The organism is Bacterioplanes sanyensis (assembly GCF_014652515.1).
Taxonomy (GTDB): domain Bacteria; phylum Pseudomonadota; class Gammaproteobacteria; order Pseudomonadales; family Oceanobacteraceae; genus Bacterioplanes; species Bacterioplanes sanyensis.
This window is the reverse complement of sequence record NZ_BMYY01000001.1, coordinates 1-20,190: the sequence shown is the minus strand read 5'-3', so window position 1 is coordinate 20,190 and position 20,190 is coordinate 1. Positions and strand designations below refer to the sequence as shown.

Genomic DNA, 20,190 nt, shown 5'->3' with positions numbered 1-20,190 from the left:
CCATAGCAGACACACACAGGGACGCAATTGAGCAATAACTTACCAGTCGCGTATGCGCTCGTAGTTGCTTTGTGCCGTAACATTACCCAGTTCGGCGGCGGTCTTCCATGCGTGACGAGCACGGCGATAATCCTTCATATGGTAATAAGTACCACCGACCTCCAGCCAACCGATGCTGTCTTTTGGGTTGCGCTTTAAGTAGCGTTGCCAGAAGGCAGCAATTTTGTGCCACTGACGACCGTGGTTGACCAGAAAACGGTCGTATTGGCGATGTACCCGCAAATTATCGGGTGCGATTTTTAGCAAGTGTTCAAACTCGGCTTCGGCACGCTCGGGTTGGCGTATATCCCAGTAATAGAAGGCCAATTGCAAGCGGGCATCGGCATCGTCACCACTGAGTTCCAGCGCCAGGTTCAGCTTTTTATGACGCACCTCGGCACTGTGGACGGATAAGTTTTGGCGCATGTGGTACATCATGTCCTCGACCAGTGAAGCCGCTTGCTGGCGATATTTCTCCTTCCACGGCTCAGTGAGCACCACCGAGCGCATCGCCTCCGCCGCCGGTAAATACTGCTCAAGACGCCTGTGCGCCTGAGCTAAATAGCGACGACTGACGTTGTCATATGGATTGGCATCAACACTGCGCTGAAGCCAGTCGACCGCTTGATCGTACTGGCCTAGATGATGATGGGCTCGGCCGGTGTAGCGCAGGATTAGGTGCTCTTCAAAGCCGGTTTCGCTCGATGCTTGCAATGCCTGACGATATTGGCGGTCCAGCAGTTGGCGATTCATCATATCGGCTACGATCTCGCCCGCTACGAGCTCCAAGCGTGGATTAAGATGCGCCTGTTCATTTGCCTGCTGGGCAAGGTTGAGCATCGCTTGATAACTGCCACCCCAGCGCGGTCGCAAGGTGCGCAAATAACGCCGATACAAGGCCTCACTGGCAGGCAAACGCGCCACGCCGCGTTGAAACAAGGCTTGGCTGTCGTCATCACGCCCCATCAGCTTATAAATCCAAACGCCGGCTGTATAAGCGGGCAAAGCCTGCGGATTACGCTGCAATATACGCTCAATATCTGGCTCTGCGAGTGTTAGCCAGTGCTCCATGCGCTGCATTTGCTGGCTACTGGTTTCAGCCGAGGTTGCGTGCCCTCTGGCAGCAAACGCTTGGTGATACAAACTATGTAAACGGGCAAGATAAGGTTGGTAATGTGCCGGAGAATGACGAATCCAAGCTGCCAGCGGCTGCTTAAAACGCTCATCCGTACCGATCAAATGATGATAAAGCCACACCTCCATGCGTTCATGGCCAATGTCACGCTCACGCAGCCGGCTCACGGTGGCTAAGCCTTGGTTCAAGCGATCGAACTCGCCTGCCAGCAAAAACTGACGCAACTGCTGCAAACGCATGCTGGCTTGAGCCCACTCTCCAACCGCAGCGCCTCGATGAACGCTGAGTGTTTGCTGGTGCTGACTGGCGCCACCCATCTCAGCCTCGACCGCTTGGCTGTGCGTAGGCGCCTGCACCTGCACAACATCTGACTTTTTTGGCGGTGGTCGATCACCAAAGTGAACCTTGCCGTTGTCATCCACCCAGCGATAAATACCGGCGTGGCTAGCAGTCACCCACAGCAACAGTAGGCTAATGCGTAGCAGAAACATCCTTGTTAACTCTCCAATCAGGGGGTGCGGATTTCGATCTCAACGCCAGCGCCGTTGATGCTATCGAGAATGGGCACTTCTTCGGCGTGTTCAGTTTCATCCCAATACAGACGCCCCGAAAGGCTCATGCCAGGGATGTCGTCAGTACGTTGAAATAAGTCAGGAAGTGGCGCCATATTGGTAGGAAGCTGGTGATTAGGCACCGCCAGCTCAGCAGGCAAGGAGAGGTTTAAGGGCCGGCGCGTGCTCACTTTGGTGTCTTTGGTGTCTTTCGCTGGCTGATCGCCCTCAGCGACGGAAGGCTCAGCGCCGGCATCACCTTTCACTTCCATTGCCGCCGCCACCGGTTGCGCTGGAGCACTCGGCTCGCTGAGGGTTTTACTGCCACGCAGAATGGGCTCACCCGGCTCGCTGCAACCAATGCAAATCAGTACCAATAGCCAGCTCACTCGCACTCCACGTAATCGCATTCGTTTAACTCGTCACCATCCACTTCTTCATGCCGTACTAGGGTGACCTTCAAGCTCACCTCCCCGACACTGTCGTGATCAAACATCACCTGCCCCGCTTGTTGAGGCACGACTTGTATTGACGGGGTTCCCAGCGTCTCCAGCTCTTTACCATTGTCTGACTGAATAACACTGCTAATGGTGTAGCTATCATCTAGGTTTTCTTGCACCGACAGCACTAGGCGATAACCGCCTTTACCGCGTTGCTCGTAGCGACTGCTATCACCTTCGAGGATGACGTAGGAAGCTTGCGTCATCAGTCGCTCAGCAAAATACAGCTCAGCATCGACTTGGTAGACAGATAACCCCAATGCTGTATTGGCCAAGCCTGCAGACAATAGCAACAGCCACTTCCAAAAGGCGTGCATAACAGTTATTCCATGGTGATAAACGCGGCCGCTACTCTAACCGATTACCCACTTTTGTCACAGCCCAAGCGGCGCCAGTAAAGCCTGAGACTGTGATCTGTTTCCATGCTGCGACAGGTTTGTTCGCTAGCCCTAGCAAACGCCAGCGGTTGTTGTTGAGCATCCACCAAAACTGGCCATTGGGCGCGCAACCAAGGCGGAATGCCCCAGCTCTGCCACCACAGTTTCAGGCGTTTGCTGGGCCGACCTTGCGGTTTGAAGTGGTTAGCCTGAAGCGCTTGGGCTGGCACCACACAGGCACCGGCTGGCATATCACCTTGCAAACACAGCTCACCTTCGCCCCAGCGGTTCGGCAGGGCTGTCAAAGGTGCAAGGTCTGTCGCGGGAGGGGGCAGCAGATACAGGTAGTTTTGATAGCGGGCCCAAGTGTAATCGCCCAAAGTTCCACTTGGCTGCTTATCGGCAGACGCTTGCAGCATGGCCAGCCAAGCTTCCAACCTAGCTTGGGATGGCAGCGCCAAGCCTTGTTGCTGCCACCATTGACGCAGTAAATAGCTGTGCAAAGCCGGCGGCTGCTGCCATAGCTGCGTTAAATCCAGTCGCTCATTGACCGTCCCCGGCCAAGGGCTAACCGACAACAACGGCAAGAGCTGCTGCTGCAGCAATTGCTCCAGCGCATCGGCATCTTGCTGTAGCCGCTCGATCGTGCGCAGCGCCGCCGGCTTCGCCTTAGCAAAGCGCTGCCAAATAGGCGGCAGTCCATGATGTCGCCACCAGTTGCGGCTGTATTGAGTATCGATGTTCGACTCGTCTTCAATCCAGGTCAACTGGTGCTGTTGGGCATAGTCATGCAATTGTTGGTGCGACAGCCGCAGCAATGGCCGCAGCAGTTTGAAGCCGTGTTGCTGATGACTGCGGTGCATCGCCCCCAGTCCCCTCACACCTGTGCCTCGCAACCAGCGCTGGGCAAAGGTTTCTAACTGGTCATCACAGTGATGACCAAGCAGCAGACCATCAGCGGCTTTCAGCTGCTGCTTAAACGCCGCATAGCGGGCCTGGCGCGCCGCGCCTTCTAACCCATCGCCGCCAGCTTGAACGACAACCCGAGCGCCCACAAACGGCACCTGCCAAGCCGCGGCCTGACGTTGGCAAATAGCCAGCCAATCATCGGCGTTAGCGGATAAGCCATGGTGCACGTGAATGGCGTGCAGCCGCGAACGCAGCGGCGAATGCGCCAGCCAATGCAGCAAAACGGTGGAATCCAAGCCACCGCTAAAGGCAACCCACAACCGCCCCTCGGGCAGCTGTGCTCGCATCCACTGCTCGGCCTCTGCCCAGTCAGCGTCTGCCAACTTACTGGAACACCAACTCGACGGCATCTTCACCGTAGGCATATTTCAGCTCCAACAGTTGCTCATCCGTGGGGTTGATACGCCATTGATCTCCCAGATGCACATCGCAACGCGCCACATCATTACAGTAATCCAGCACCACTGGACAGCCGTCCGGCAACCGGTGCAACTGATGCTCCAGCTGCTGACAAAAGCCGTCGTTGACGGCCGAAGCCGCCACGCGAATGCGCAATGCCTGCGCATAGCGCAACCGGGCCTGACTGATTTCCATGGCACTGCGGCCGGTGGCCTTTAAGCCCCCAGAATAATCGTCATAGCTCACCTGAGCTTCAAGTATCAGTACCTTGTCTTTGGCCACCACCTCACGTACCTGCTCGTACACGTCGGAGAACAGCGCCACTTCAATGCGGCCACTGCGATCATCTAAGGTGGCAAAGCACATGTTTTCACCGCGCTTGTTTTTCATCAGCCGCATATCGACGACCAAGCCGGCCAGCTTCTGCGGCGCTTTGCCTTCTTGGATGTTGACCAAACGAGTAGGCGCTAGCTGGCGAACCTCTTGCTCATATTCATCGAACGGATGTCCCGTCACAAATAAGCCGAGGGTATCTTTCTCACCCGCCAAACGCTCCTTTAGCGGCCACTCACGCAGGTGTCGGTAGCGTTCGTAAGGATCGGCATCAACCTTGGTCTCTGCTTCGACGACACCGAACAAATCCATCATGCCAGCGGCTTCATTGGCGGCATTTTGACCGGCACTTTTTAGTGCATCTTCGATACTGGCCATCAACACGGCACGGGGAGCAGAGTACTCTAGGTTATCGAAGGCACCACAGCGCACCAGTGCCTCTAACACCCGTTTGTTAATGCGACCGTGATCAATGCGGTCGCAGAAGTCGAACAAATCACGATAAGGGCCGTCTTCTCGGCCAGCGATAATGGCCTCGATGGGCCCCTCGCCTACGCCTTTAACCGCCCCCAAGCCATATACAACGGCACCAGCCTCGTTCACGGTAAACCCGTAATAGCTCTGGTTTACATCCGGCAGCACCAGCTCGATGCCCATCTCGCGACATTCTTCGATAAAGGTCACGACCTTATCGGTGTTTTGCATGTCTGAGGTCAGCACCGCCGCCATAAAGGGCGCCGGATAGTGAGTTTTCAGATACAAAGTCTGATAAGACACCACGGCATAGGCGGCGGAGTGCGACTTGTTAAAGCCGTAGCCGGCAAACTTCTCCACCAGATCGAAGATTTTCATCGCCAGATCGGGGTCGATGTTCTGACTCTCAGCCCCTTGACGGAAGATTTCGCGCTGTTTGGCCATTTCCTCTGGCTTTTTCTTACCCATTGCACGGCGCAGCATGTCAGCGCCGCCTAGGGTATAACCGGCCAGGGTCTGGGCAATTTGCATCACCTGCTCTTGGTAGACGATCACACCGTAAGTGGGCTCTAGAATCTCTTTCAGACTGTCATGTTGGTAGTCGGGGTGAGGATAAGCCACCTGGGCCCGACCGTGCTTACGGTTGATAAAATCATCCACCATGCCCGACTCCAGCGGGCCAGGGCGGAACAGTGCCACTAGGGCGATCATGTCTTCGATGTTATCTGGCTGCAGGCGGCGGATTAGATCCTTCATGCCGCGCGATTCGAGCTGGAAAACTGCCGTCGTCTTGGCTGCTTTAAGCAAGTCGTAAGACGGCTTATCGTCCAGCGGAATGGCATTGATGTCGAGGGGCTCAAGCCCTTCTTTGGCACGCAGGCGATCAATGGTCTCTAACGCCCAGTCGATGATGGTCAGGGTACGCAAACCCAAGAAGTCGAACTTCACTAGACCGGCTTCTTCAACATCATTTTTATCAAACTGGGTAATCAGTCCCGCACCGCCAGGTTCACAGGCCGTGGCAGAGAAGTCGGTGAGCTTGGTCGGCGCAATGACTACGCCACCGGCATGCTTGCCAGTCTGACGCGCAATGCCCTCAAGCTTAAGCGCCATTTCCCAGATTTCTTGGGCTTCTTCGTCTTCGTTGAGAAACTCCTGCAGCGCTGTTTCACTTTCCAGTGCTTTCTCCAACGTCATACCAGGATCGCCGGGAATCAGCTTGGATAACTTGTCGGCCAAACCAAAGGACTTGCCCTGAGCCCGCGCCACATCGCGCACCACCGCGCGCGCCGCCATGGTGCCAAAGGTCACAATTTGCGATACGGCTTCACGGCCATAGTTATCGGCCACGTATTCGATCACCCGCTCGCGGTCTTCCATACAGAAGTCGATATCGAAGTCGGGCATGGATACCCGCTCAGGGTTTAGGAAGCGCTCGAACAGCAGATCGTATTCAAGTGGATCTAGATCGGTAATTTTCAATGCATAGGCGACCAAAGAACCGGCACCCGAACCACGCCCTGGGCCAACGGGAATGTCTTCATCCTTAGCCCACTGGATAAAGTCCATCACAATCAAAAAGTAACCGGGAAAACCCATTTGAATGATGATGTCGAGCTCAAACTTCAAACGCTCATCGTAGGGTTGGCGTTTGTGCTGATACTCTGGGTCCGATTTATCGAGAATTTTTTCAAGACGCTCTTCCAAGCCTACTTCAGAAATGCGACGGAAGAACTCGTCTTCGGTCATATCCGTTGGAATCGGGTAATCGGGCAAGAAGTAGGTGCCAAGCTGTACCTCAACGTTACAGCGTTTGGCAATTTCTACCGTATTCTCAATGGCGGAGGGAATATCATGAAACAGCTCAGCCATTTCCGCGCTGCTGCGAAAATATTGCTGCTCGCTGTATTCGCGTGGCCGGCGCTTATCGTGCAGCGCAAAGCCTTGACCGATGGCCACTCGGGTTTCGTGAGCTTCGAAGTCTTCCGCTGCCATAAAGCGCACGTCATTGGTAGCTACCAAAGGCATATTCAGCTTGGGTGCCAGCATGATCCCAGCTTTGACAATGGCTTCATCACCTGGACGGCCCGTGCGTTGCACTTCGTAATAAAAGCGATCACCAAAGGCCTCGACGTACTCACGCGCCAGTGCTTCGGCATCTTCCAGGCGACCTTTCATGATGCGCTGGCCGATGTCGCCATCTCGCGCCCCCGATAGCAAAATCAGACCGTCGTTATCGTCTAACAGCCACTCTTTTTTTACCTGTGGCATGTCGTGGTGCTGGTTTTCCATAAAGGCGCGAGAAATCAGCTCACGCAAGACCAGATAGCCGTGTTGGTCTTGACATAAGGCCGTTACGCGATAGGGCTGATGACGATCGTAGGGGTTTTCTAACCACAGATCTGCCCCCAAAATGGGCTTAATACCTTTGCCCAAAGCTCCTTTATAAAACTTCACCAAGGCATAGAGGTTAACCTGATCGGTCAGTGCAACGGCGGGCATTTGTTCAGCAGCCGTTTTACCTACCAGTTCTTTCACTCGGATGGTGCTGTCATACAGAGAATATTCGGAGTGAACACGTAAATGCACAAAAGTGGCGGACATAACAGCTCGGCTAAAAACACAAAGGCCGGTATTCTAACAGCCTAAAGGATTCGCAGCATCGCCATCTGCCGGGTTTGACAAGCCAGCAGGGGCGGCGTCAGGTATGATAGCGGCTACTATCAGAAGGATCGTTTTGAGCGGCAGCAGCGGATGCGCCAGAGAAAGAGAGAACTTCATGCATCGCACCATGTTTGATACCCCCATCATCAGCCAGCTTTTGCGAGCTGGCTCGTCCCTGTACTTGCGCCTAAAGGGGTGGCGCATAGAAGGCAATATTCCAGATGATTTAAAAAAGTGCGTGATGATCGCCGCACCTCACACCAGCAACTGGGATTTACCCTACATGCTGATGATCGCATTCGTGATGCGCACCCCCGTGTACTGGATGGGCAAAAAGTCCATTTTCAAGCCACCGTTCAAACGCCTGATGATGTGGATGGGCGGTGTGCCAGTCGATCGCTCCAAATCAAACAACATGGTGGATGCCTCGGTCACTACCATTAAAGAAAATGACCGACTGTTTTTGATCGTGCCTCCCGAAGGCACACGCAGCAAAGTCAGCGATTGGAAGACCGGCTTTTATCACATCGCCAACGGTGCCCAAGTACCCATTTTGATGGGCTTTCTGGATTATCAGCGCAAGACCGGCGGTGTTTTAGGCACCTTCAAACCAACGGGTGATGTAAAGCAAGACATTGCCTCAATACGCCAGCAGTATTCGCACATTGGTGGGCGCAAAGCCGATCAGTACGAGGTATAAAGCGACGTCGGCTGCCGACCTAAAGTCAGCGGCAGCCCTGACTTAGTGGCCCCGTGGGCTTTAACCAAAGCGCTGTTGCAAATAGCTGATAATGTCGCCGGACTCGTACATCCAGACGTCTGGCTTGCCAGCCTCGCTGATGCGCAAGCACGGCACTTTTACCTTACCGCCTTGTTGCTCTAACTCAGAGCGAGATTGAGCATCGTTCATGGCATCGCGTGTTTCGATGGCCAGGCCAAGCTTGTGGATGGCGCGGCGAGTTTTAATACAAAAAGGACACGCGGTGAACTGATACAACGCCAGCTGACGGGTCTCGGCATCGACTTGGGCCTGCTCAGTGGCAGAACGTTTTTTACCGGGCAGACGGGTCATAATATCCACCGCAGCGATACTGTAGCCCAGGGTATTACGAACAACTTTTAACAACATTTCTCACACTACTGGCAAACACAAAGACGCGATTATACCAGCCCCGGCAGATAGCCGTTAGCCGCAAACGTATCTGCTAGGTGAGGGCAGTATCTACCTTTTGTGCTTAAACTGCCACTTCGCGAAAGACCTCGAATGTGTAGCGACTAATAACAAGAGTTGGGAGCAATATCGTCGTTTATTTCGCCGTCCACTTCCTCTGGGTCAACGCCATTGTGCTCCAAAATCTGGCGCACGCTTTCGATATGCTGCAACACCACCTCGTAGCGGTCGCCGTATTCAAACTTGGTCACCTCAATGGCTTTGGGCATGTAGGTAAACGCAATTTTCAACGCCTGCAAACTGTCAGCATCCATTTTATCGGACATTTTTCACCTCTTTGATTCGCCATGTAGGGTAGCAACCAGACGCCGTGGGCCACCCTGGTTGCGGTGCTCGCATAAGTATATGCCTTGCCAGATGCCAATATTCAACCCGCCATTTTGTATGGGCAAACTGATGCTGGCTCCCAATAAACTGCTTTTTAGGTGGGCCGGCATATCATCACTGCCTTCATACACGTGGCGATAATAGGGTTCGTTTTCAGGAACGGCGTGATTAAAAAAACTCTCAAAGTCTTGGCGCACCGTAGGGTCAGCATTTTCATTGATGGTCAGAGAAGCAGACGTATGCTGAATAAATACATGCAACAGCCCAACGTCAATCGTGGCCAACTCAGGTAATTGCTGCAGCACTTCGTCTGTAATCAGGTGAAAGCCGCGCGCCTTGGCCGCCAACTGCAGCTGTTTTTGCATCCACATACATTTGCTCCGCGCCTGGTTGAAAGACAGACCATAAAAAAGGAGGCCGCAGCCTCCTGATGTATCCTACTTAGCGCATCATGGGTGGCATACCACCGGGGGGCATGCCGCCACCGCCCATACCACCGCCGCCCATGCCTCCCATGGCGCGCATCATTTTCTTCATGCCGCCTTTGGCGGTCACTTTCTTCATCATCTTTTGCATTTGCTTGTGCTGTTTGAGCACACGATTTACGTCCTGAATCTGTGTGCCCGAGCCTGACGCAATGCGTTTTTTGCGCGAACCGTTGATCTTGTCAGGGAAGCGACGCTCATTCGGTGTCATTGAGCAAATGATGGCTTCCATTTGCTTAAACTGACCTTCTGCCGCATTGGTTTGCTTGGCCATGGCGCCCATATTGCCCATGCCAGGCAGCTTTTCCATCATTGAAGACAAGCCGCCCATTTTTTTCATTTGCTGGATTTGATCGAGGAAGTCTTCCAGATCAAAGCCTTTGCCTTTTTGAATCTTCTTGGCCAGCTTGTCGGCTTTGGACTTGTCGATCTTGCGTTCGGCTTCTTCGATCAGGGTAAGCACATCACCCATGTCCAGAATGCGCGAGGCAACACGATCCGGGTGGAATGGCTCTAAGGCATCGGTTTTTTCACCCATGCCCATAAACTTAATCGGTTTGCCGGTAATGTGACGCACCGACAGCGCCGCACCGCCACGGGCATCACCGTCGGCCTTGGTCAGCACCACGCCGGTCAACGGCAAGGCCTCACTGAAGGCACGCGCAGTATTGGCGGCATCTTGGCCGGTCATGGCGTCGACCACAAACAGGGTTTCAATCGGCGTAATGGCCGCATGCAGGTGCTTGATTTCCGCCATCATGTCTTCATCGATGGCCAAGCGACCCGCGGTATCCACCAACAACACATCGGCTTGCGCGCGACGCGCGGCATCAATGGCACCGTTGGCAATATCAACCGGATCTTGGTCGCCGGTCGACGGGTGGAACAACGCGCCCACTTCGCCCGCCAAGGTTTCCAACTGCTTGATGGCCGCTGGACGATAGACGTCAGCCGACACCACCATGACTTTTTTCTTCTCGCGCTCGGCCAAGTATTTGGCCAGCTTGCCCACCGTGGTGGTTTTACCCGCCCCCTGCAAACCTGCCATTAACACCACGGCAGGCGGCTGAGTTGCTAGGTTAAGGCCTTCGTTGGCCTCACCCATGACGCTCATCAGCTCTTCATGCACGATCTTAAGGAACACCTGACCTGGGTTCAGGCTTTTTAATACTTCTGTGCCGACGGCGCGCTCTTTTACCTGATCGGTAAAGGCTTTCACCACCGGCAAAGCGACGTCCGCTTCCAACAACGCCATGCGCACTTCACGCACGGTGCCTTTAATGTTCTCTTCGGTGAGCTTGGCCTGGCCCGAAATGCTTTTCAGCGCATTGCCAAGGCGGTCGGTAAGACTTTCAAACATCTCTTGTGACTCATGCCCGATAAATAAGCCGCCCAGTATACCGGCATGTCTGCTCAACTGCGACCGCCGCGCATGTCGATGCTTTCCCCCTTCTCTGCCATGTGCGACACTGCGTGGCTTGCGAGTGGTTCGCATTAGTTTATGGAGAATCTAATTTCCGTTATGACAGGGTTCATGTTTGCCGCACCCGCGGCAGGTTTGTATCTGTTCAGCGCCTTTCGCCAGTGGCTGACACTGCGCGGCCAGCGGCCCGCTAACCGTGGCCTGGTGCTAACAGCCGCAATGGTCGCCTCACTGCTGCATCTGGGCTACATCGGCACCGATATGCTGATGGGCGATAGCATCAATTTCGCTTATTTTGAGGTCGGCTCGTTGGTGTGCTGGGTGATTAGCCTGCTGTTGATTTTTTCCAGCTGGCGCAAGCCTGTCGACAACTTGTTTATTGGCCTGTACCCCATGGCCGCGGCCATTTTGCTGGTGGCGGCCGCCTCCGATCAGCACCTTCCCCTCAAAGACGTCAGCTACGGCTTGGCCTGGCATATCTTGCTGTCGATATTGGCCTACAGCGTCTTTACCATTGCCGCCGTGCAAGCAGTGCTGTTGCACCTGCAAGATCGCAGCCTTAAGCGCCACCAAACGCGCGGCTTACTGCAATCCTTGCCGCCCTTGCAGACCATGGATTTACTGCTGTTTGAAATGATCTGGCTGGGCATGCTGTTACTCACCGCCGCGTTTGCCATCGGCTGGCCGTTTGTGGTCGACCTGCAGCAACAGCACTTGCAGCATAAGGTGGTGCTGGCATTGATTGGCTGGGCAGTATTTGCGGTGTTGCTGGTGGGCCGTTATCGCTACGGCTGGCGCGGCACGGTGGCCAGTCGTTGGACGCTGGCCGGCACCGGTTTATTGGTGCTGTCGTATTTTGGCTCGCAATTTGTTCTGCAGATCCTGCTGCAGCGCTATTGACAGTGCACTAACGCTGCCTATGATGACGGGACCTTAGTCCATACAGGATCCCGTCTTGAACGACGTTCCCTTAAGTGTGCTGTTCAGCATACTTGGCCTCCTTATTATCTGCTCCGGCTTTTTCTCCAGTTCTGAGACCGGCATGATGTCGCTCAACCGCTACCGGTTGCGCCACCTGGTCAAAAGCAAACACCGCGGCGCCGAGCGCGCAGCTGCCCTGCTGGAAAAACCTGACCGCCTGATTGGCACCATTCTCACCGGTAACAACCTGGTGAACTTTGCCGCCGCCGCCCTGGCCACCATCATCAGCCAGCGCCTGTGGCCCGACAACCCAGATTTGGCGGTGTTCGTGAACACCATTTTGTTCACCCTGGTGGTGCTGATTTTTGCCGAGCTGACGCCGAAAACCCTGGCCGCCATCGCGCCGGAGAAAATCGCGTTTCCGGCGGCGCCTGTGCTGGCCGGCTTGCAGTGGATGCTGTACCCGTTCGTGTGGCTGGTGAACACCATTGCCAACGCCCTGTTGCGCTTGATTCGTGTCGACGTCAACAACCCAACGCCCGACAACCTCAGCACCGAAGAGCTGCGCACCGTGGTGCGTGAAGCCGGCGCCATGATCCCCAGCCGCCATAAGCACATGCTACTCAGTATTCTCGATCTGGAGAAGATGACGGTTAACGACATCATGGTGCCGCGCAGCGACGTGGTGGGCATCGATTTAGACGACGATGAAAGCAGCATTTTGGAGCAACTGCGCAGCACTCAGCACACCCGCATGCCGGTGTATCGCGGTGAGCTGAACCAAGCGGTCGGCGTACTGCATACCCGTAATGTAAGCCGCTTTCTCACCACCGGCGAAAGCCTGCGCGAAGGCATTATTGAAGCCTGTCGCGACCCGTATTTCATCCCAGAAAGTACGCCGCTGCACACCCAGCTGTTTCACTTTCAAAAAAACCAGCGCCGCATTGGCCTGGTGGTGGATGAATACGGCGATATTCAGGGCATTTGCACGCTGGAAGACATTCTTGAAGAGATTGTTGGTGAGTTCACCACCGATGTCGCCGCTGCCAGCTCGCCCGACATTCACCCGCAAGCCGACGGCAGCTATCTGATTGAAGGCACCGGTTTTGTGCGCGACATCAACCGTGCCCTAGGCTGGGAGCTGCCCACCGACGGCCCCAAAACCTTCAGCGGCTTGATTGTAGAAACGCTGGAGTTCATCCCAGACTGCCCAGTATGTTTGCAGCTGATGAACTACCGCATTGAGATTGTCGAGATCGCCGACAACACGGTGCGCAGCGCCCGCGTGACCATCGCGCGCTAGCAGCAACGACGCCACCTTTGTTTTGCCCCTGCTGACCACGACCACAGGGGCTGAACCGCTGCCAAAATCCCGCTACAATGCGCGATTCATTTGAACAACTGGCAGTCAAATTCCATGACCGACACAAGCGCACGCAAAATTCTGGTAACCAGTGCCCTGCCGTATGCCAACGGCTCGATCCACTTAGGACACATGCTGGAATACATTCAAACTGACATTTGGGTTCGTTTTCAAAAGTCGCGCGGTCACATGTGTACTTACGTGTGTGCTGACGATGCGCATGGTACTGCCATCATGTTGCGCGCCGAAAAAGAAGGCATCACGCCCGAACAGCTGATCGCCAATATGCAGGCCGAGCACGAGCAAGATTTTGCCGATTTCCAAATCAACTTCGACAATTTCTACTCCACCCACTCGGATGAAAACCGCGAGCTGGCAGCGCAAATCTATTTAGCCTGTCGCGACAAAGGCCATATTGCCACGCGCAAGATCAAACAGCTTTTCGACCCGAAAAAAGAGCTGTTCTTGGCCGACCGTTACGTTAAGGGCGAGTGTCCTAAGTGCGGAGCTGGCGACCAATACGGTGATAACTGCGAAAGCTGTGGCGCCACCTACACGCCGGCGGAGCTGAAAAATCCGTTTTCGACCATCTCGGGGGCGACGCCCATCGAAAAAGAATCTGAGCACTTTTTCTTTAAACTGCCAGATTTCGAAGCCTTCTTAAAAGAGTGGACGCGCAGCGGCACTCTGCAAGAAGAAGTCGCCAACAAACTGGCCGAGTGGCTCGATAGCGGCCTGCAGGAGTGGGATATTTCCCGTGATGCGCCCTACTTTGGCTTTGAAATCCCAGACGCACCGGGTAAATATTTTTACGTTTGGCTGGATGCGCCCATCGGCTACATGGCCAGCTTTAAAAACCTATGCGACCGCCGCGACGATTTGAACTTTGACGATTACTGGGCCAAAGACTCAGACGCCGAGGTCTATCACTTTATCGGTAAAGACATCATCAACTTCCATGCGTTGTTCTGGCCCTCGATGCTGTCGGCAGCCAACTTCCGCACGCCTACCGCCGTCAATGCCCATGGCTTTGTCACCGTGAACGGAGCCAAGATGTCGAAGTCGCGTGGCACCTTTATTAAGGCGCGCAGCTTTTTAAATCACTTAAACCCGACCTATTTGCGCTACTACTTTGCCGCCAAATTGGGCAGCAGCGTCGATGACTTTGACCTGAACTTGGAAGACTTCATCCAACGCGTCAACACCGACCTGGTGAACAAGCTCATCAATATTGCCAGCCGCACCGCCAACTTTATTAAAAAATCCGGCGGCCAACTCAGCAACGAGTGCGCAGAGCCACAAATGCTGCAGGACTTTATTGATCGTGGCGATGTCATTGCTGAGCACTACGAAAAGCGTGAATACAGCCGTGCAATGCGTGAAATCATGGCCCTGGCCGACCGTGCCAACGAGTACATCCAGGAAAAAGCCCCGTGGGCGATGAACAAAGAAGAAGGCCGCGAGCAAGAAGTGCTGGAAGTGTGCTCCGTTGCCATTAACTTGTTCCGCCAGTTAATGACCTATCTTGCTCCGGTGCTGCCGGAATTGGCGGAAAAAACCTGCCAATTCTTGAACCTGGAATCACTCAACTGGAATGAACGCCAGCAACCCCTGCTGGGCCACAGCATCAATAAATTCAAACCCATGCTGGGCCGTGCGGAAATGGATAAAGTCGAGGCGATTTTGGCCGACACCCGTGCCGAGCAGGAAAAAGAAGCCAAGCTGAATCAGCCCAAAGATGCTGCGCCGGCCAAAACAGAGAAAAAACCCAGCAAGCCGGGCAAGCGTGAAGACGGCTCCGAAGCCATTGCCGACGAAATTCAGTTTGATGATTTTGCCAAAGTCGATTTACGCATTGCTCGCATTGCCAACGCCCAGCATGTGGAAGGTGCAGACAAACTGCTGCAACTGACCCTGGACATCGGCAATGGCGAAACCCGCAATGTGTTCTCGGGCATCAAATCGGCCTACCAGCCAGAAGACTTGATCGGCAAACTGACGGTCATGGTTGCCAACCTGGCGCCGCGCAAAATGAAGTTCGGCCTGTCTGAAGGCATGGTGCTGGCCGCAGGGCCGGGTGGCAGCGAGATTTGGCTGCTCGAACCGCATGACGGCGCCCAGCCTGGCATGCGCGTGATGTAACCTCTTATGCGCCGGCAGGACGCCGGCGCACTCTCCTTTTAGGACCTGTCATGAGTTTTTTTTCTCGCTTCCTGATACTGCTGTTATTGCCAGGCACGGTTTGGGCACAAACCTTTTTATGGCAAGTCAGCAAAGACGAGCAGCGCATCTGGCTAGGCGGCACCATTCACTTACTCCAAGCCAGTGACTACCCCCTGCCTAATGAATTTGAGCAAGCGTTTCAAGCGGCCAAAGCGGTGGTATTTGAAACCAACATTAGCGCCCTAAGCGACCCAGACGTCGGCCGCCGCATGCAGCAACGCATGCTGTTGCCACCGGGCCAATCGCTGCCCGCCATGCTCACAAATGAAGCACGCCAGGCGTTGATTCAATACGTTGAGCAGCGTGGCCTCAGCATGGACCAACTGCGTGATTTCAGCCCGCAGTGGGTGGCCATGCTCATCACCGTGCAGGAGCTGCACCGCCTGGGCATGAGTGAAGAAGGCGTGGATGCCTTTTTTGATCGTCGCGCTCGCCAACAAGGCAAGCCGATTGGCGAGCTGGAAACGGTTGATGAGCAAATTGAATTTATTGCCACCATGGCCAGTGGCCGCGAAAGCGAGCTGATTCTGCAAACCCTCAGCGACCTGCGCCAACTGCAACAACAAATGAATGGCCTGCGCCAAGCTTGGCGCAGCGGCAATCGAACACAGCTTCGCCAACTGGGGCTCGACCCCATGCGTGAATATTACCCCAAGGTCTATCAGAGCTTGGTAGTACAGCGTAATCAGGCATGGATGCCACACATAGAAAAGCTGCTGCAGCGCCAGCCCGATACCCTAGTGCTGGTCGGTGCACTGCACCTGGTGGGCCCAGATGGCTTGCTCGACCAGCTGCAGCAGCGCGGTTATACCATCGAATATTTTGGAGACTGATCCATGCACCTGTTTGCAACCTTAATGCTGTCCATTTTAATGGTGTTTTCCAGCGTGCCCGATGCCGAGGCCAAGCGCCTGGGCAGTGGTGGCCTTGGCAAAAGCCAAAAAACCACGCCGTATAAATCCAACGATCAACAAACTACCAAGCAGCAAAACCAGCAGGCGATAAACCCTGCCAAATCGAACAGCAAGATGCCGGCTATTTTAGGCGGCTTATTGGCCGGCGGCTTGTTTGCCTACCTGCTGGGCAATGGTGCGTTTGAAGGCATGCAGCTGATGGATTGGCTATTAATCGCCGGCGTGATTTTGGTATTGGTCAAACTGCTCAAAAAACCACAGCCACAAGCACGTTACGCCCATGATGGCCCCCCGTTGCAAAGCGCCAGCGATTTTAATCACCCTGCCAGTGCCAGCAGCGATATAGATTTACCGGCGGGCTTTGAGCAAAGCGCGTTTTTAGAGGCGGCCTTGAGCCACTATCGCACGCTGCAACAAGCCTGGAATGATGGCGACATGAGTGTGATTAAAGAATACATGGCGCCACAATTGTGCGAAGCGCTGGAGCAACAACGCCGCAGCTTGATGGTACCGCCGCGCACCGAAATCCTGGACCTCAGCGCCGACATCGTGCGCGCCGGCCGCCATGGCCAAACGGCTTACATCAGTGTGCTGTTTAAAGGGCGCTGCAAAGACGAGTTGGAGCGCAGTGAAGACGGTATTTTTGATGTTTGGCACTTAGAGCGGGCATTGGATGAAAGCAACGCCCCTTGGATGGTAGTCGGCATCGAAGCCGAATAACCTATAGAAGAATGCGGCCTTAGCGCCGCATTTTTTTCACCTTTTTCAGCGCCATATTACGCTTTAGCACCGATAAATGATCAATAAACAAGGTGCCTTTTAAGTGATCGATTTCGTGTTGCATCACCACCGCTAAAAAATCGTCACGGGTAACGCTGATCGGATTGCCATCACGGTCCAGTGCATTCACCGTCACTTGCGCATAGCGCTCAACGTCGGCGGAATAGCCCGGAATCGACAAGCACGCCTCCGGCCCCACGGCCGAGCCATCGCCTTCGTCAATGCTGGGGTTGATCAAAATCAGCGGATCGTTTTGATCCTCCGATAAATCAATCACCACCACCGCCAACGACTCACCCACTTGCGGCGCCGCCAAACCGATGCCGTTTTCTGTGGCATACAGAGTGTCTAGCATATCGTCGATCAGGGTTTGCACCTGCGCCACGTCTTCAACGGGCTTCGCCACCTGCGCCAGCACGGGATGCGGTGCGGTTAAAATCTCTCTAATCATGGTTGTACCTACATAAAAATGCGGATCATACCGGAAGACCGTAGCGCTGTGCTGCAACGGATTGTTACCACTGGCTAAACAACCACAGTCAATTCCCCAATAAAGTGGCTACTGGACCTTAACGACGAATATGGTTAGCATCCGCCACTCGACTCATCCTCCAACCAGACTGGTGGCTTTATGTAATCTCCCGCTTCAACACATCGATGCAGAGCCTCTGTAGGCCGCATGACGTCTGAAGTTTTTGGAGATTATATGATGAATACACGAGTTAAATACCCGCGCACACCGCATTTGCCCTGGTCGCCCGGCGCCAGCCATGACGATGTTTATCTGGCCGATATCAGCCATTTTATTGGTAAACACGTCGTCATTACCGAGAAGATGGATGGTGAAAACACCTCCTTGTACCGCCATGGCCTACACGCCCGGTCGCTAGACAGCCGCCACCACCCGTCTCGTGATTGGGTCAAAGCACTGCATGCCCAAGTTGGCTATCGAATTCCTGCGGGCTGGCGAATTTGCGGCGAAAACTGCTATGCCCAGCATTCTATTGGCTACCACAACCTAGACAGCTACTTTTTGGCCTTTTCCGTCTGGAATGAGCACAACCTGTGTTTGTCGTGGAAAGAGACGCAAGATTTTTTGCACGAGCTTGGCCTAACGCCAGTGCCGGTGATATTTGAGGGTCTATTTGATGCCAAAACCGTGCAGCAAATTCGCGTCGACACCCGAGCCTCTGAAGGCTATGTCGTACGCAGCGCCGGTGAATTTGCCTTTGCTGATTTTGCCAACAACGTTGCCAAATGGGTGCGCAGCAATCACGTACAAAGCGAGCAACACTGGATGCATCAAGCCATTAAAGCCAATGGTTTAAGGAGCTCATCATGAGCCGCCCGAATATTAAGCAACAGCGTTTAAGTGAGTGGTTTGAGCGCCTTGCGGATGGCCAGCACACCAACATGATCGAAGCCATTGAAGTGCTGTCTGACGATTTGCCCTGGTTACGGCGCTTAGCGGATACGCCACAAGACCCGCAATGGCATGCGGAGGGCAATGCTTTTATCCATACGCAAATGGTGTTGGATGAGCTGTATAAAATATTGCCCACCAAAGCCTTTACCCGCGAAGAAACACTGCTGCTGGTATTGGCGGTGATTCTGCACGACATTGCCAAACCCGAAACCACCCGTGATAAAGAAATAAACGGCATTGACCGAGTAGTGGCCAGCGGCCATGAAGAGCTAGGAATGGCTTATTTGGCCCCGCGTATTGCCCACTGGCCGCTGCCACATCGACTGAAAAAACACTTATTGGGCCTAGTGGGTGCCCATCAAAAGCCCAAGCTACTGGTGGTAAAAGACGGCGCTCGCCATGACTATTTTAACTTGGCTCGACAGGCACCCCTGCACTTGTTTTATTACCTAGAACTGGCCGATATGCGCGGCCGAATTTGCGATGACCTTAGCGCACAAGTTGAACTGCTAGAGCTGTTTAAGTTGTATGCCAAAGACTTTGGCTTTTGGCACACCGACGTTGAAAACGCGTGGCTTAAGCAAGCCGAGCAAGCCTTGCCAATGCACAGCGACAAGGCAAAACGCTATTTAAGCCAGCACAGCCTGCTGTGTTTTTCGCAAGGGAAAATCTCTCAGCCCGAAGAAGGCATTGCTATGGGCTTTGGCCAACGTGACAGTCATGGCCACTTAGAAATTCTGGTAGGCATCAGCGGCAGTGGCAAAAGCAGCTGGATCAGCAAACACAGAGCTGACTGCCAAGTCATCAGTTTGGATGAGCTACGCCAGCAGATTAACGGCGACCGACAAGACCAAAGTAACTTTGGCAGCATTATTCGCGAGGCAAAAAAGCGTTTAAAAGCGGCACTGGCGAGGGGCCAGCATGTGATCTGGGATGCCACCAGCTTACGGCTAGATTTTCGCACGCCGCTGGTGGATATTGCCCTCGCCTATAAAGCCAGAGTCAGCCTTATCTGCTTTTGGATTCCACTGCAGCAGCTGCAGCAACAAAATGCTTGCCGGCAGTATTCTGTGCCTGATGAGGTATTGCAAAAGCAGCTCTACAACTGGCAATGGCCGCTTCCCAGCGAAGCCCATGAGTTAATGTATATTGGCGGGGATGGCGAACAATTAAAGTAAATATACGGGTCGGTTCGTTGGGTTGACCGGCTCGGATACGACCTAGATCGGCATAGCCAGGGTCGTCAGGAAGATGGAGGGGCTTTTCATTAAGGCGTGTAAACCACAGATAAGAAAAAGCCCCGACAGCGTTAGCTATCGGGGCTTTAGGATAAGAGCTTGACGATGATATGGATTCAGGTGGTTCCACAGCTCTATTGTCGTCAAGCAAACTTGTATGAAGCGGGTCGTCTTACGCGTTCTGCGACATGACTTCAAATAAGGTTGGATACATGATTTTGAGAATTCTCTTTGCGAACCGGCGGTGCCTGTTCGTATTTCTTGGCTTGTGCTGAAGTTTCAGCCGCCCACCCTAGTTTGGGTGTTATATGGTCAAGCCTCACGGGCAATTAGTACAGGTTAGCTCAACGCCTCGCAACGCTTACACACCCTGCCTATCAACCAGGTAGTCTTCCTGGGCCCTACAGGGAACTCGAAG

At 54.1% G+C, this 20,190-nt stretch carries 18 protein-coding genes and 1 rRNA gene; 8 read left to right on the top strand and 11 right to left on the bottom strand.

Features of this window, described 5'->3' with window-relative positions; translation table 11 throughout:
• Positions 1-39: 39 nt before the first annotated feature.
• From IE090_RS00095 to dnaE, 5 genes are read right to left on the bottom strand one after another with little or no spacing between them, the layout of a single operon-like run.
• Positions 40-1,665 carry a DUF4124 domain-containing protein gene (locus tag IE090_RS00095; RefSeq protein WP_189386314.1) on the bottom strand — a complete coding sequence of 542 codons (1,626 nt, stop codon included), beginning with the start codon at positions 1,663-1,665 and terminating at the stop codon, positions 40-42.
• A gap of 17 nt (positions 1,666-1,682) precedes the next feature.
• Complete coding sequence (locus tag IE090_RS00090) at positions 1,683-2,135, bottom strand: hypothetical protein (RefSeq protein ID WP_189386313.1); 453 nt, start codon at positions 2,133-2,135, stop codon at positions 1,683-1,685.
• Positions 2,111-2,542 (bottom strand): hypothetical protein, encoded by a 432-nt coding sequence (locus tag IE090_RS00085; protein WP_189386312.1) that lies wholly within the window; start codon positions 2,540-2,542, stop codon positions 2,111-2,113. The genes IE090_RS00090 and IE090_RS00085 overlap by 25 nt, the downstream gene beginning before the upstream one ends.
• Positions 2,543-2,586: 44 nt before the next feature.
• Positions 2,587-3,936, bottom strand: a complete 1,350-nt coding sequence (gene tilS / locus IE090_RS00080) for a tRNA lysidine(34) synthetase TilS (protein ID WP_189386311.1) — start codon at positions 3,934-3,936, stop codon at positions 2,587-2,589.
• Positions 3,896-7,381 carry a DNA polymerase III subunit alpha gene (gene dnaE, locus IE090_RS00075; protein ID WP_189386310.1) on the bottom strand — a complete coding sequence of 1,162 codons (3,486 nt, stop codon included), beginning with the start codon at positions 7,379-7,381 and terminating at the stop codon, positions 3,896-3,898. The genes tilS and dnaE overlap by 41 nt, the downstream gene beginning before the upstream one ends.
• 175 nt (positions 7,382-7,556) lie before the next feature.
• On the opposite strand from dnaE, the gene IE090_RS00070 reads away from it, so the two are divergent.
• Positions 7,557-8,141, top strand: coding sequence for a lysophospholipid acyltransferase family protein (locus IE090_RS00070; RefSeq protein ID WP_189386309.1), 585 nt, complete (start codon positions 7,557-7,559; stop codon positions 8,139-8,141).
• A gap of 60 nt (positions 8,142-8,201) precedes the next feature.
• Here IE090_RS00070 and IE090_RS00065 read toward each other — a convergent pair whose 3' ends face one another.
• The 4 genes from IE090_RS00065 to ffh form a co-directional block, all read right to left on the bottom strand.
• A complete protein-coding gene (locus IE090_RS00065) occupies positions 8,202-8,570 on the bottom strand; it encodes a glutaredoxin family protein (RefSeq protein WP_189386308.1) in 369 nt (122 codons plus the stop codon).
• 146 nt (positions 8,571-8,716) lie between these two features.
• The gene (locus IE090_RS00060) at positions 8,717-8,938 is read right to left on the bottom strand and encodes a penicillin-binding protein (RefSeq protein ID WP_189386307.1); all 222 of its coding nucleotides are present in this window, start codon (positions 8,936-8,938) and stop codon (positions 8,717-8,719) included.
• Between the two features lie 3 nt (positions 8,939-8,941).
• Positions 8,942-9,370, bottom strand: coding sequence for a secondary thiamine-phosphate synthase enzyme YjbQ (locus IE090_RS00055; protein WP_189386306.1), 429 nt, complete (start codon positions 9,368-9,370; stop codon positions 8,942-8,944).
• 70 nt (positions 9,371-9,440) lie between these two features.
• Positions 9,441-10,844 carry a signal recognition particle protein gene (gene ffh, locus IE090_RS00050; RefSeq protein ID WP_189386305.1) on the bottom strand — a complete coding sequence of 468 codons (1,404 nt, stop codon included), beginning with the start codon at positions 10,842-10,844 and terminating at the stop codon, positions 9,441-9,443.
• A 174-nt stretch (positions 10,845-11,018) separates the two neighbouring features.
• Between ffh and IE090_RS00045 the strand changes: the two genes are divergently transcribed.
• From IE090_RS00045 to IE090_RS00025, 5 genes are all read left to right on the top strand, one after another.
• Entirely contained in the window at positions 11,019-11,807 is a 789-nt protein-coding gene (locus tag IE090_RS00045) for a cytochrome C assembly family protein (RefSeq protein WP_189386304.1), read from the top strand.
• A gap of 55 nt (positions 11,808-11,862) precedes the next feature.
• On the top strand, positions 11,863-13,131 hold the full coding sequence (locus IE090_RS00040) for an HlyC/CorC family transporter (RefSeq protein WP_189386303.1): 1,269 nt from the start codon (positions 11,863-11,865) through the stop codon (positions 13,129-13,131).
• A gap of 114 nt (positions 13,132-13,245) precedes the next feature.
• The gene (metG, locus tag IE090_RS00035; RefSeq protein ID WP_189386302.1) at positions 13,246-15,333 is read left to right on the top strand and encodes a methionine--tRNA ligase; all 2,088 of its coding nucleotides are present in this window, start codon (positions 13,246-13,248) and stop codon (positions 15,331-15,333) included.
• 50 nt (positions 15,334-15,383) lie between these two features.
• A complete protein-coding gene (locus IE090_RS00030; protein WP_189386301.1) occupies positions 15,384-16,247 on the top strand; it encodes a TraB/GumN family protein in 864 nt (287 codons plus the stop codon).
• 3 nt (positions 16,248-16,250) lie between these two features.
• The gene (locus IE090_RS00025; RefSeq protein ID WP_189386300.1) at positions 16,251-17,048 is read left to right on the top strand and encodes a Tim44 domain-containing protein; all 798 of its coding nucleotides are present in this window, start codon (positions 16,251-16,253) and stop codon (positions 17,046-17,048) included.
• A 19-nt stretch (positions 17,049-17,067) separates the two neighbouring features.
• Here the strand turns inward: IE090_RS00025 and def are convergent, their stop codons facing one another.
• Complete coding sequence (gene def, locus IE090_RS00020) at positions 17,068-17,559, bottom strand: peptide deformylase (RefSeq protein ID WP_189386299.1); 492 nt, start codon at positions 17,557-17,559, stop codon at positions 17,068-17,070.
• A 255-nt stretch (positions 17,560-17,814) separates the two neighbouring features.
• Between def and IE090_RS00015 the strand changes: the two genes are divergently transcribed.
• Both IE090_RS00015 and IE090_RS00010 read left to right on the top strand, forming a co-directional pair.
• Entirely contained in the window at positions 17,815-18,450 is a 636-nt protein-coding gene (locus IE090_RS00015) for an RNA ligase family protein (protein ID WP_229815267.1), read from the top strand.
• Complete coding sequence (locus tag IE090_RS00010; RefSeq protein ID WP_189386298.1) at positions 18,447-19,712, top strand: AAA family ATPase; 1,266 nt, start codon at positions 18,447-18,449, stop codon at positions 19,710-19,712. The genes IE090_RS00015 and IE090_RS00010 overlap by 4 nt, the downstream gene beginning before the upstream one ends.
• A 368-nt stretch (positions 19,713-20,080) precedes the next feature.
• On the opposite strand, the gene IE090_RS00005 is transcribed toward IE090_RS00010, so the two are convergent.
• Positions 20,081-20,190 (bottom strand): 23S ribosomal RNA (locus IE090_RS00005); the annotation flags it as partial.